Here is a 13606-nt window from a genome sequence, read left to right as displayed (position 1 = left end):
CGGCCTCGCCCGCCGACGCCGGGACTTACCTGGATTTATCCGGACGTACTCGGCTCGGACGTACTCGTGTCTAGGTGAGCCGGCCGAACAGCGCCGGCAGCGTTCCCTCGTGCGCCGCGCGTAGCTCGTCGAGGCCGACGGTGAAGGCGTCCTGTACGTCGAGGGTGTCCCCGTCGACGACACCGACGCGCCGCCACGGCAGGCCCCATACCTCGCACATGCCGGTGAAGCGCAGTTCCTCCGCGCGGGGCACCGCGACGACGGCGCGGCCGGCCGACTCGCTGAACAGCTCGACGAACGGGTCTGATCCGGCCGGCAGGATGATCCGGGCGCCGTGCCCGCCGCGCAGGCACGACTCGACGAGCGTCTGGGCGAGCCCACCGTCGGAGAGGTCGTGCGCGGCGGTGAGCATGCCGTCGCGGGAACCGGCGACGAGGATCTCGCCGAGCAGCTTTTCCCGGGCGAAGTCGACGGCCGGCGGCTCGCCGCCGAGATGGCGATGCGTCACCCACGCCCACTCCGAGCCGCCGAATTCGTCGGCGGTGTCGCCGAGCAGGATCAGGACGTCTCCCTCCTCGGCGAAGCCGATGGGCGTCCGGCGAGTGACGTCGTCGAACAGGCCGAGTACCCCGATCACCGGGGTCGGATGGATCGGCGTTGAGCCGGTCTGGTTGTAAAACGAGACGTTGCCGCCCGTCACCGGGAGGCCGAGCCGCCGGCAGCCCTCGGCGAGGCCCGCGCACGCCTGGGCGAACTGCCACATCACCTCGGGATCCTCGGGGGAGCCGAAGTTCAGGCAGTTCGTCACCGCGATCGGCACCGATCCGGTGGCGGCCACGTTGCGGCACGCCTCCGCCAGGGCGAGCTGGGTGCCGGCGAACGGGTCGAGCCGTGCGTACCGCCCGTTGCCGTCGGTGGCGAGCGCGATCCCCAGGCCGGTGGCCGCCGACAGCCGGAGCACGCCCGCGTCCTCCGGCTGGGCGAGCACGGTGCCCGCCTGCACGTACCGGTCGTACTGGTCGGTCACCCAGGCCCGCGAGCACAGGTTCGGTGAGGCGACCAGCCGCAGCAGGGTCTCCCGCAGCTCCGGCCCGGTCCGTGGCCGGGCGAGCCGGGCGGGCGTGGGCGCGTCCGCCCGGACCAGGTCGAAGTCGACCGGGCGGCGCAGAGGGCGCTCGTAGACTGGGCCATCGTCGGCGAGTGATCCGGGCGGAACGTCGACGACGACCTCGCCATGCCAGCGTACGGTCAGCCGACCACTGTTGGTGACGGTGCCGATCCTGGTCGCGAGCACACCCCAGCGCTCGGCGAGGGCGAGAACCTCGGGCAGCGCCTCGGGCGTGACGATCGCCAGCATGCGCTCCTGGGACTCGCTCGCGAGGATCTCGTGCGCGGCCATCGACGTCTCGCGCAGGGGCACGAGGTCGAGGTCGACCTTCATGCCGCCGGGCTGGCCGGTGGCGATGCCCGCGGCGGTGGTCTCGGTCAGCGCGCAGGTCAGCCCGGCGCCGCCGAGATCCTGGATGCCGGTGACGAGCTTGCGGTCGAACAGCTCCAGGCAGGCTTCGATCAAGATCTTCTCGGTGAACGGGTCGCCGACCTGCACCGAGGGCCGCCGGGCCGGGCCGCCGCCCTCGTCGAAGGTCGCCGACGCCAGTATCGAGACGCCGCCGATGCCGTCCCGGCCGGTCTTGGCGCCGAGCAGGACGACGGCGTTGCCGACCCCGGTCGCCGCCGACGTCTGCACCCGATCGACCGGCATGACCCCGACGCACAGGGCGTTGACCAGCGGGTTACCCGCGTAGGTCGGGTCGAAGACGACCTCGCCGCCGATGGTGGGCAGGCCGAGGCAGTTGCCGTAGCCACCGATGCCGGCGACGACCCCGGGCAGGACCCGGGCGGTGTCCGCAGCGTCGGCCTCGCCGAAGCGCAGCGGGTCGAGCACGCCGATCGGGCGGGCCCCCATGGTCAGGATGTCGCGGACGATGCCGCCTACACCCGTCGCGGCCCCCTGGTACGGCTCGACGAAGCTGGGGTGGTTGTGCGACTCGATCTTGAAGGTGACCGCCAGCCCCTCGCCGACGTCGACGACGCCCGCGTTCTCCCCCATGCCCACCAGCAGCCGGTCCGTCGACGGGGTATCCCGGAACTGCCGCAGATGCACCTTGGAGGACTTGTAGGAGCAGTGCTCGCTCCACATCACCGAGTACATCGCGAGTTCGGCATCGCTGGGCCGGCGACCGAGGGTCGCGATGATCAGGGCGTACTCGTCGTCGGTGAGCCCCAGCTCCCGGTAGGGCTGCTCGGCGGGGGGACTCACGGAGGTGGCCGCGGGGGCGGCGGGGTTGCCGGTCACCCTCCCATCCTCGCCGATATCCCCTGATCCGGGCTCCCGGGCGGACAATGGAGACCCCTTCGTAACCAAAAATCCCTCTTTAAGAGGAAAAAGCCGACAAAACGCCGGACAGTACCGAGGTGAACATGCGAAGCCCGCCGACCCCGGGGCCGGTGAGGTCGTCAACAGCGTGCTCGGGATGCGGCATCAGGCCCACGATCGTCCGGCTCTCGTTACAGATCCCGGCGATGTCGGCGGCCGACCCGTTGGGATTCCCGCCGACGTAGCGCACCACAACCCGCCCGGCCGCCTCGAGTTCGGCGAGCACGCCCGGGGCCGCGACATAGCGACCATCCCCGTGCTTCACCGGGATGACGATCTCCTCGCCGTCCTGGTAGCCGCGGGTCCAGGCAGTGCCCGGCGCCTCGACCCGCAACCGCTGGTCGCGGCAGACGAAGTGCAGTCCCACGTTGCGAGTCAATGCCCCGGGGAGCAGGCCGGCCTCGCAGAGCACCTGAAACCCGTTGCAGATGCCGAGAATCGGCAGGCCCGCGCGGGCCGCCGGGACGAGGGCCGCCACCATGGGCGAGAACCGGGCTATCGCACCGGCGCGCAGGTAGTCACCGTAGGAGAATCCGCCGGGCAGGATGACGGCATTGACGCCGGCGAGATCGCTGTCGCCATGCCAGAGGGAGACCGGTTCGGCACCGGCGGCCCGCACTGCGAGCGCCGTGTCCCGGTGGTCGAGAGAGCCGGGGAAGGTGACGATCCCGATCCGGGCGGGCGGGGCCGCCTCGGTCACTACCACACCCATCGCGATACCCGCCCAGATCCCTCGGAGTCTACTCCCGTCAGCGTAGCCGGTCGGATTGTGGGGCGGCCGGTCGAGGAAGGGAGTCGGCGGGGGACGGCGGGAGACGTCAGACCGGATGGATGCCCTCGGCCACCTCCGGGCGGGCAGCGGGCCAGGGCCCCGTCCGCGCCCGGCTCAGCCGCTCCCCGGGAGCGCTCTCCTCCCAGGTGAGAGTCTTCTCCAGATGCACGCGGGTGCCCCGATGGGGGCCGTCCACCTGGTGGAACTGCACCCGGTCCATCAGAGCGCGCATGAGAAAGATGCCACGGCCTTGCTCGGGAACATTTTCCGGCCTGGGGAAATCGCTGTTCTGGCGGGCCGTCCGATCGAGATTATCCATGCCGTCGAAACCGTCGCCGCGATCGCTCACCTCGATGATGGCGACTTCGTTGTCCACTCCCACCAAAACCTCGTACTCGTCGCCGTCATGGGCATGTAGAAGAACATTGTCGCACGCTTCTGTCAATGCAAGTTCAACATCGTAAATGCATTCTTTGCTGACGCCCAGGACTTTCAGGGACTGCGTGCAGATACGTCGAACTACGGGTATGGAGATCTCATCGTGGGGCAACGACAGGCTTACTTTGATCTCCATGCCGGAGGGTGTACCCGCGTCACGCATCATCAACCGAACGACCTACGCCGGCGCAGGCTCGATCCGGTCACATGCCATCGGTCATCGTAATCGGTTATTGCGATAGGTTATCGCAATCGTTTATCTCAATCGGGCGGAGAGGGCTCGGCCCAGCTCGGTGCCCGAGTGCCAGGCATTCTCGATCTTCGGTGTTCCCCAGCCGTCGCCGGCGAGCCCGATCCCACTGCCGGACAGGTAGTACGGCTGTTCGTGCGGACGGTCCGGGCGGGCGAAGGTCCACCTTTGCACGTACGTCCAACTGGGTTGCACCGTGATGGTGAGCAGGCGCCGTAGTGCCGCGACGAGATCGGGCCCGGCCGCCGCGGGGTCGGCCAGCCGCGCCCGCGCGAAATCCGGCGTCGAGTGGGCGACCAGGACGGCGGCACTGTCACCCCGGCGACGGCCGTCGTCGGCGATCCAGGCGATCGTATCGTCGTCGTGGACGAAGGCTCCGTCGATCGGTGCCCAGCACCGGTAGGGCCAGCCGGCGAGCAGCGCCAGCACCGGCGACCAGGGGCGGTCGGCGAGCTGCGCCCGCTCCTCGGTGCAGGCCGGGTCGAGATGGCGCAGCGCCTGCGGGTCGGGCATCGCGAGGACCACCGCGTCGGCGGCCTCGTCGTCGACGCGGGGACCCGGGGTGATCCGGCGGATCGGCGTGGACTGCGCGACCTGCACCCCGGCGCGGGACGCGAGGTCGGCGACCAGGGAACGCAGCCCGCGTGGGGCGGCGTACCGCAGCGGGCCGGAACGCGGCTCGGCCAAGGTGGCGGTCGGCCCACTGATTACCGACATTCGGTGCGTCCAGGGGCGTACCAGGCCACGGATGAACCAATCGTCCACGACTTCGCGGAACTCCGGCGAGGTGGCGGTGAAGTACGACGCGCCGGAGTCCACGATGCGCCCGTCTATCCACCGTGAGGCCATCCGTCCGCCGATCACGCGGCCCCGGTCACGGACATCCACGGTGATTCCCTCGGCTAGCAGTGTGCTGGCGCAGGCGATCCCAGCAATGCCCCCGCCGGCAACGACGACCTTCGCCACCGACCCCCCATATATCGAGATGAATGCCGCGGGCGCCGCCTGTCGAGCGGCCTTTCACCGGTTCCCGCGGCGTCGTCTTCCTGGATGTGCCGCCACGGTGACGGTGGCTTGCGGACGAGCGTCGATGATGCTCGCCATCAGTCCCGCCAGAGCCCGTCCGCCGAACGGCTGTGTTCATCGTGCCCATTGAGGAGAGGGCCGCGTGCGGTATCCGTGGTAATGGTTCCGCAGCGACGGGATAGTCCCTGCCGTGGAAGAGGGTTATCCTTGAATGGGAGCCCGAGATGCCGGGGATGCATCTGTCCTCGACCGGATCTGTCGGCTGTCGGCTCTCCGTCGGCCCGCTCCTACGACGGGGCCCGCTCCCGCGACGGGAGCGGTGGTGTTTGCCACGGGCGCGGCCGCCACCCGGCACCCTCGTCATCCGCCGACCATGGCTTAGCCTTACCCGCAGGAAGTCCATGACCGCGCGTGACGGTCTCTACCCCAGGAGGTCGTGATCGCTCGCCGACCCGCACCCCAGCGTCCCGGCACCCGCCCGGCACGAGTCGCCACGCCCGGCTCTGGCGGGGGAGCCGCACGGAGCCGTCGCCGCCCGTCTGTCCACGGATCCGATGGGGCCATCCCCGCCGTCGGACCGCGGGAACCCTGTCCCTGCGGGTCGGGCCGTCGTTACAAGGCGTGCCACGGCGAGCGGAACCGGCCGGCTCCCGTGCTGCGCCCGTTCGCGGGCCGCCGCGACGAGCCGGACCTGGTCGCCCTGCGGGAGCTGGTGCCCAGCGCCACCGCGCCGCTGACCCTGGCGGCGGCCTACCTCGCCGACCATCCTGAGCACGCCGACCGGCGCATCACGCTCTGCACGATGCTGCCGCAGGCCGCCCCCGCCCTGGTGCGCGAGGACGGCGAAATCCTGGTCGCCCTGCAGATCGCCCTTCCGGGTCTGGACGCATCGCGGGATGTCGCCGGTGCCCTGCTCGCCGCACTCGCCGCTGAGCCGGGGAGTGTGATCGACATCCCGCCTGCCTCCGCGCCGCGCCTCGTGGAACAACTGCCCGCGGGACTCGCCGGGTTGCCCCGGCTCACCGACCTGCTGGACCCGGCACCCCTGGGCATCACCGTTCATTCCGGGTTCGGATGGTGGCTGCCACCGTCGGACGAGGAGAGCGGTCCGAACCAGGAGGTGGCGGTGCTGCTGGAGCGCGCCAACGCCACCGTGGTGCCCACCGTACGGCTCACCTCGGTGCCGGCCGCCTACTGGTGCCATCCCGGTGACCGCTGGCACCTGCGGTGGGCGCTTCCGCTGGCCTGGCCGGGCGCGGCGGGTACTGCGGCGGGCACCGGCTCCGAGGCCGAGGCGGTTGCTCCCATCGGCGCGGGCGCCGACGTCGCCCCCACCGAGGAGGCGTTGCTGGATGCGCTGGCTCGCCTGGCTGCGGCCGAACGTCTCACGGTGGGGGAGGGCTCCAGGTTCATCGGGTTCTTCCGCGCCGACGGGCTCGTCGTTCCCGTCTGGGATCTCGCGCCCGGAAGCGAGGCGGACTGCTGTGAGGAGCCGGCCGCCGCGCTGCGGGTGGCCTATCAACGGGCACTGGCCGACACCACGGCACTGACCGCGCACGAACGCCGGGTGCGGGCGGGTCTTGTTGGACGCAGCCTCACCCTGCGCTGACGGCGTCGGCGCCAGACCGCGGTGTCGGGGTGGGGTGCGGTGTCGGGGTGGGGCGCGGTGTCCGGGAGGATGAAGCGCCGTGAGCAGGGTTGACGATCCGGAGAACACCTTTGACGTCATTGTCGTCGGGGCGGGCCCGGCCGGTGGCAGCGCGGCGCGGGCGGCGGCGAACGCCGGGGCCCGGGTGTGCGTGCTCGAACGCTCGGCGGTACCTCGCTACAAGACCTGCGGTGGCGGCCTGGTCGGCCTTTCGGCGGATTATCTCGGCACCGAACTGACCGGTCTGGTCCGAGCCAGCGTCAGCTCGCTGACGATGACCTGGGACGGCCGCTTCGAGGTCACCCGCGGCCGGTCCGGCGGCCGTCCCTGGATGTCGATGGTGATGCGATCCGATCTGGACGCCGCTCTCCTGGCCGCGGCGGCTGCGGCCGGCGCGACCGTGCGGACCGGTGCGTACGTGGTGGGGCTGACCGAGAGCGGGCCGGGCGGGACCGGTCGGGATGTGACCGGGCCGGGCGAGGCCGGGATCGCCGAGGACGCCGGGGATCAGGATGACGGTTGGGTGACCGTGCGTCTCCGCGCGGGGGCGGGCCTGCGCGCTCGGGTGGTGGTGGGTGCGGACGGCACCTCGGGTCGTTGTGGCACCTATGCCGGTGTCCGCTGTGACCAGGTCGACGTCGGCCTGGAGGGCGAGTTTGTCGCTGACCCGGCGCGTGCCGCGCGATGGGCCGGGCGCATGCTCATCGACTGGGGGCCGGTGCCGGGTTCCTACGGGTGGGTGTTCCCCAAGGGACGGGTGCTCACGGTCGGCGTGATCGGTGATCGTGCCGAGGGCGCCGCGCTGCGCGCCTATTACACCCGGTTCGTCGACCGGCTCGGGCTCACCGACCTGCCGCGCCAGCATGACTCCGGACATCTCACCCGGGTGCGGGCCGTCGGCTCCCCGCTGCGTCGGGGCCGGGTATTGGTCGCGGGGGACGCGGCCGGGCTCCTGGATCCGTGGACACGCGAAGGCATCTCGTTCGCATTACGGTCGGGTCGGCTCGCCGGGGAGGCGGCCGCCGCGGCGAGTGTGGGTGTCGGTCGCGCGAGGGCGGGCGTGACCCGGGCCAGGGGGGTCACGGATACAAGGCCGACTGGCCCGGGTACCACGGCGCCTAGCCCGGGTGCCACGGCGCCTAGCCCGGGTGCCACGGCGCTCGACGCCTTGGCCGCCTATCCCGCGCGCGTCGAGACGATCCTGGGCCCCGAGATGGCGGCGGGACGAGAGGTCCTGGCCGCGTTCACCCGCCGGCCGGGCGCGATGCACACGGTCATGGCGGGCCCGGGCGCCTTCGGGCTGTTCACCCGGCTCATCGAGGGACGGACCACCATCGCCCGGCAACTGCGTCGTCCCGGCGTGCGGACGGCGGTGGCGGCGCTGAGCCGCTGAGGTGCTGGGCCGCTGAGGTGCTGAGGCAGCCGGCGGTGCCAGCGGCGTCAGCCGCCCGGGTAGCCGCGGCGTTCCTCGCCGAAGCGTTCGGCCACCGCGCCGGCGATCTCCCGATAGGCCGCCCGCGTCTCCCGTTTCAGGCTCGACAGCACGATCCGTCCCCCGTCGGCCAGATGCGGGTCGAACGGGACCCGGACCACCCGTCGCGTCCGGGCTTCAAAATGCCGTTCCAGCGTGTCGACGTCGACCCGCTCGCCCTGGACGGGGAACATCGAGATCACGGCGACCGCCTCGCGGACATGGTCGGAGTAGCCGTGCGCGTCCAACCAGTCGAGAGTGGCGCTCGCGCTGGACCCGCCGTCGGCGCTGGCGCTGCTCACGATCACCAGCGTGTCGGCCAGCTCCAGCACCCCGTGCATCGCACTGTGCAGGATGCCCGTCCCACAGTCGGTCAACAGGATCGAGTAGTGCCGTTGCAGCAGATCGTCGACTGCCCGGTAGTCGGCGTCCCCGAAGGTGTCCGACAGCTCCGGATCGTTGGCCGACGCCAGCACCTCCAGCCTCGAGTCGGCCTGTGACAGGTACCTGCGGACGTCCACGTACCGGTGCAGACGCGGAGCGTCCGCCAGCAGCTCGCGCACCGTGTGGGCGGAGGACCGTGGCACCCTGGAACCCAGGGTGCCACGGTCCGGGTTCGCGTCGATCGCCACCACCCGGTCATCGCGCAGGCTGGCCAGCGTGGAGCCGACCGCCACCGTCGTCGTGGTCTTGCCGACGCCGCCCTTGAGGGACATCACCGCGATGCGGTGACAGTCGTGCAGCGGGTTCCGGATGCGCGCGAGGAGCCGGCGGTCGCGAACCTCGTCGGGGGACGGACCGGGGTTCACCGCGCCCGCCGAGACCTGGTACACGAGCCTGCGCCAGCCGCGGGACGCCGTCTCCGGGGGAGCGGGCAGCAGTGCGCTGGTGGCGAGCCCCGCCCGGCCGTTTCCCGGTTCCCGGGGACCCGTCTCCCGGGGACCCGGTCCCGCCGGGCCGCCGGGCGACCCGGCTGGCTCGGGATCGCGCAGCCAGGAGGGGATGCGGCCGGCTTCGGTGGGCGTGCGGGCCGGGCCAGTATGCGGGCCGCGGGCCGCCTTGCTCCCGGTTCTCGACCGGCCGGGGGGCGGCGGCGCGGGATACTCGGTCGACGGCCGATAGGTCTCGTATCGCCCATCCATCTCGCCGTACGGCCGGGGAGCGGCGGGGTCGAAGTCCGCCCGTCTCATCGCGGCGGTCTCCTCCAGAGCGGACGAGTTTGCCGGCGCCACCGGCGGCGTGCTCCGCCACGGATCATGGCGTTCGTCCCGCGGGGCCGGTGGCGGGCCCGGTGGCGGGGGCTGGGCGTACGGGTCGGACGGTGGCGGTGGCGGGTTCAGCGGTGGCGGGTTCAGCGGATCGCCCCGCCAGGCCCGGGTCTCCCCCGGCGGGGGCGGCGGGTACGCCTGACCGAACACTCCGCCCGGATTCGGGGGGAACTGGTCGAGTAGCGGATCGAAGGTGCGGGTCTCGATCGGCAGCATCCTGCCGTTGTCGTTGGCACTCTCCGTGCCTCGACGGTTCATGGCCGCGGACCCGGGAGTGCCCCGATCGGTCCAGCCCGCCGAGCCCGCCGAGCCGGTCCAGCCCGCCGAGCCGGCCGGGTGGGAACCTGTTGCCTCGGAACCCGTGGCCGACATCGGATCAACGCGGCGCATCGACGGCCAGGTGTCGGAGACGGCGCGGGATGCCGTCGGGGCGGCGGTGCCCGGCCGGAAGGCGGATGCCGCCGGCTCGGGGCGGTAGGGGCCGTCGACCGTCCAACCGGTGGCACCGGCGGAGCGCGGCTGCGCCGGACCGGTCTGCCAGTGACCCGGGTCGGCTCGGTCGGGAGACGACCGGTCGGGAGACGACCGGCCGGTGTCCGTCACTGCCGGCAGTCGGCTCGCCGAACGGGACGGCTGCTCGGTGGTCGGCGGCGGGGACCCGACGCGCCCGCCACGCTCCTGCGGCCCGGGATTCGCGGGGTCCCGATCTCCGACATCGCCGACCCGGATGGCGCCGATCTCCCGAGGATCATCGTTCATGATTGTTCTCCGGGCAGCACACCACCTGGTTGATCCCCGGGGCGGGCATTCCCTCCGTCGTGTTCAAGGGCCTCCCCTCCGTTCGGGCGACCCAAGCCATGAGGCCGGGGTGATCTGACGACCACGCCCAGGACGGTGGTCCGCGCCGGTAGCCCCGCTCGGAGCCGGGCGTCCGGCACGTGGACGTGACCCGCCGGACCGGCCCGACAGGTCTGACCAGAATGACATGTGGTTCCGTGGACCGCACGGCCCGGCCGGTGGAAACGGTGTGCCTCGTGTGGTGCCGGCGGCGGGGGCGTCTCCTCCCCGGGGTCCTGACAGCGAGGGTGATGAGGGAGGCGTCAACGGTAGGGGGACCAGCGGACGCCGGTGTCGCCGGAGCGCAGGCTGTCGATCCTGACCCGGAACTGGGCGGCCACCGTCGCGCTGCTCCCCAGGATCGGCACCACGCTCGTCACCAGCTTCAGTTCCCGGACCGCCCGCAGGACGGCGAACCCGTCCCAGGTGGTGACGTCGAAGTCGTAGCCCCGGGCCAGGTCGAGGTGGGCCTGAGGATCATGACCAAAGCGTAGCCGGCCGACCGCCACGGGAATCAGGTCCCATTCCGCTGGCCCCAGGCAGGTAGCGTCGAAGTCGCAGAGCAGCGCGCGGCCGTCCGCGGCCCGCACGAGGTTAGCCAGATGCGCGTCCCCATGTATGACGACCCGCGGCAGCGCGTAGCGGATGGTGGGCAGAGCCGCCGCGACCCGGCTGGTCATCTTCTCCAGGAAACGGCGGTCGGACTCGGGGAGCGCCTCGGCGTCGGATAATCGCCGGCGGACGTCGTCGAGGGGATCCCAGCGTGGCAGCGGCGGTTCCGGCGGCGCCAGAGTGTGCAGACCGCGCAGCGCGCCGGCCAGCTCCGTGGTGTCCGGTGCCGGGCCGCCGGGCGGGGTGCCAGGTGGCGTCGCGTCGGCCCAGACCGTCGCGAGGAAGCCGGCCGCCGTGACCGGGGCCGGCACGCCGGGGAGCAGCCGGACGGCCGGGACGTGGTTCTCCGCCAGCCAGCGGGCCACCCGGACCACCTTGCTCACCCGATGCGCCATCGCGGCCGATCCGATGATCCGGAGAACCGCGCCGGCCCGTGGCAGCCGGTACACCGCGTTCACGGTTCTCTTGATCATCACGGCGCCCGAGTCGTCCAGGCCGGCCTCAGCGCAGATCGCGCCGAGGGCGCGGCGAGTCCGCTCCGCGGTGAACCGCGCGTGGTCCGGCGAGCCCGCCGGAGGGCGCCCGCCGTCGGCCATTCCACCCTCGTACGGTCCTCGTACGGTGGCCGGCGTCAGACCGACGGGCTCGGCACGGGAACCGCGCGCCCGCCGGGCCGCTGCCGCGCCGCGGAGCGCTGCCACTCCCGGATGAGTACCGCGAGGTCCCGCACCTGGTGCACCTCGCTGTGCGGCCGGGTGACCGCGAGCAGCTGATCCGCGCGTCCCGAGACGGAGGCCACGGTTCGCCCCCAGGAGATCTGGATCGCCTCGGTGGCCAGCGCGCAGACCTGGTCGAGTTCCAGGCGGCCCTGCCGGGCCAGCGCCAGGGCGAGATCGAGGCGGATCACCGACCGGAATCCCGGGGCGTTCATCCCGTCCAGCTTCGGCATGGCGAGATCCGCGTGCTCCTGGGCGGCCTGCGGGCGGCCGAGCAGACACAGGGCCGTCGTGGCGTTGTAGGGCACCTCGACCGGATTGAACTGGTCGAAACTCGGACCGGGACGGCCCCACCGGTCTGCCGGGATGGCGTCCGCCAGGTCGTACGCCCGGTCCAGGGCCTGGGCCGCGCCCCGCACGGCACCGAGGGCGGCGAGGGCACGCGCCTCCTGGCAGACAAGTCGGGCCCGCACGGCACCGCCACTGACGTGGGTCAGCCCGTCCCGGGCAAGGCGGAGCGCCTCGTCGGGCCGGCCGGCGTAGAACTCGTTGACGGCCGCGACTTCCCGGGCCGAGCCGCGAAGCGCACCCTCACCCACCGAGCGCCCCGCCTGGAAGCCGAGCGACGTCAGCGACCGCGCGGTCTCGATGTCACCGAGTTTGAAGGCCGCATCCGCACCCAGCACGGCGACCCGCCCCCGCAGCACGTCGCGCCGGTGGGCGTCGCCGGCGGGGATGGACCGCCGGCTGAGCCGCTCTAAGCCGCGGCGCAACCGCTCGGTCTGGGCCAGGATGTGCGCGGGTGGGGTCGCCTCGTGCGCGTCGAGGAGGTCGTCAAGCAGATCGTCGAACAGATCGTCGGCGCGTTCCAGAGCGAGCTGGACCGGACTGGCCGCGAGGACGTCCGAGACCTCCATGATCTGTCCCTCGGCGAGGATCGCGGTCATAACCGCCGCTCCCGCATAGCGATGGAACTGTCTGCGGTCCGAGGCGCCGGGGGCCGGGGCGCCAAGGCGCGTGGTGTGGGGGGCCGACGACGGTGTCGGCTGCGCCGGGATCGCTCCGCTCACAGCGCCGAAGGGTGCTTCGCTCACAGTGCCGAAGGATGGCGTGCCCGCAGGTACTGGTGACATATCGGTGGGACTCGTTGCGGACTTCGTCATCGAAGGCTGGGGCGGCGGCGGCTCGTAGTCCTCGGGGTGGTCGTCCGGAGGGGTGCGCGCCGGCGGGATGATGATCGACTCGGTGGTCGCCCACCAGGGTGGGAGAGGGGCCGACCGGCTCGTCGGGACCCAGGCCTCGGGGTCGGGCCCGCGCGTCGGTGAAGATCCGCTCGATTGCGGCATGCCGCGCGTCCTTCCTTCAGATAACACCACGCAGATAACAGATAACACCACGCAGATAACACCACGGTCGTGACCGTGGCGACAAGGTAGTGGGGGGTAGAGCCCACTGTGAGAAGCGACCGACCGGAGGCGCACAGTGAGACCACACGCCCGCATCGGTGCCGCGACCGCCATCCTCCCTGACGGTGGTCCGGCCGGATCCAGCGATCAACGGCCGAAGTCTCCCGGCGGTCGTGCGACGGCCTCGCTGCCGCCGGCCGGTCGCTCCGGTCACTCTGGTCGGTCCGACCGGATCTGGCCCGTGTCTCGCTTTGTCAATAGTAGGGTCAATAGTAGGAGGGAGGCTGCGCCGAAGGGTGATGGTTGTTGGTGCGCAAAGTTCCTGTCATCGTGGCTCTGCGTGGTGTTACCCGGAGGTTTCCTCTGCCGATCATGTTCGGCGGGCGAGCCGGCGGCGGTGCGATGCGGCGGTGGAGTTTGCCGGTCGGCGGTGGCGGGACGAGGAAGGGGGGCGCTGGCAGGACCGACAGGATCGCGCGGCGCAGGCTTGCGGATCATCGCCCCGGCCCGGGAGGGTCCCGGGCGACGAGCCGAGGGAGGCCGGGATGCGGCCCGCCGTCGGTCCGCTCCAGAACGGGAACGAGGCGGCAATAGCTTTGAAATCATGACATCTCGTCATGATTACCGAAAAGGTGAAGCTGGAGGGCCCGATGTTGGTCCGATCGGTGCCGGCGTCCATCCCTGCGTTCGGGTCGGTAGCCTCGGCATTGTGATCGATGGCTCCC

The 13606-nt window shown here is 71.7% G+C and carries 9 protein-coding genes; 2 read left to right on the top strand and 7 right to left on the bottom strand.

Annotated features, from left to right (window positions below):
• Positions 1-70: 70 nt before the first annotated feature.
• The 4 genes from purL to AC08OT_RS00860 form a co-directional block, all read right to left on the bottom strand.
• Positions 71-2356, bottom strand: a complete 2286-nt coding sequence (purL, locus tag AC08OT_RS00875) for a phosphoribosylformylglycinamidine synthase subunit PurL (protein ID WP_476594545.1) — start codon at positions 2354-2356, stop codon at positions 71-73.
• 79 nt (positions 2357-2435) lie between these two features.
• Positions 2436-3149 carry a phosphoribosylformylglycinamidine synthase subunit PurQ gene (gene purQ / locus AC08OT_RS00870; protein ID WP_476594603.1) on the bottom strand — a complete coding sequence of 238 codons (714 nt, stop codon included), beginning with the start codon at positions 3147-3149 and terminating at the stop codon, positions 2436-2438.
• 106 nt (positions 3150-3255) lie between these two features.
• Positions 3256-3813 carry an ATP-binding protein gene (locus AC08OT_RS00865; RefSeq protein WP_476594606.1) on the bottom strand — a complete coding sequence of 186 codons (558 nt, stop codon included), beginning with the start codon at positions 3811-3813 and terminating at the stop codon, positions 3256-3258.
• A 90-nt stretch (positions 3814-3903) separates the two neighbouring features.
• Entirely contained in the window at positions 3904-4863 is a 960-nt protein-coding gene (locus AC08OT_RS00860; RefSeq protein ID WP_476594604.1) for an NAD(P)/FAD-dependent oxidoreductase, read from the bottom strand.
• Positions 4864-5359: 496 nt separating this feature from the next.
• Here AC08OT_RS00860 and AC08OT_RS00855 point away from each other — a divergent pair, with 496 nt between their 5' ends.
• Positions 5360-6532: a DUF5926 family protein gene (locus AC08OT_RS00855; RefSeq protein ID WP_476596435.1), complete on the top strand. Its 1173-nt coding sequence runs from the start codon at positions 5360-5362 to the stop codon at positions 6530-6532.
• Between the two features lie 79 nt (positions 6533-6611).
• Complete coding sequence (locus AC08OT_RS00850) at positions 6612-7964, top strand: geranylgeranyl reductase family protein (RefSeq protein ID WP_476602462.1); 1353 nt, start codon at positions 6612-6614, stop codon at positions 7962-7964.
• A gap of 47 nt (positions 7965-8011) precedes the next feature.
• Here AC08OT_RS00850 and AC08OT_RS00845 read toward each other — a convergent pair whose 3' ends face one another.
• From AC08OT_RS00845 to AC08OT_RS00835, 3 genes are all read right to left on the bottom strand, one after another.
• Entirely contained in the window at positions 8012-10069 is a 2058-nt protein-coding gene (locus tag AC08OT_RS00845; RefSeq protein WP_476593701.1) for a MinD/ParA family ATP-binding protein, read from the bottom strand.
• Between the two features lie 341 nt (positions 10070-10410).
• Positions 10411-11355 carry a phosphotransferase family protein gene (locus AC08OT_RS00840; protein ID WP_476595094.1) on the bottom strand — a complete coding sequence of 315 codons (945 nt, stop codon included), beginning with the start codon at positions 11353-11355 and terminating at the stop codon, positions 10411-10413.
• Positions 11356-11390: 35 nt separating this feature from the next.
• Positions 11391-12821, bottom strand: a complete 1431-nt coding sequence (locus AC08OT_RS00835) for a hypothetical protein (protein WP_476602461.1) — start codon at positions 12819-12821, stop codon at positions 11391-11393.
• Between the last annotated feature and the right edge of the window lie 785 nt (positions 12822-13606).

It is taken from the genome of Frankia sp. CgJB1, from assembly GCF_977947065.1.
Note: the sequence above shows the minus strand (reverse complement) of the source record. Positions and strands in the feature narration are given on the sequence as shown.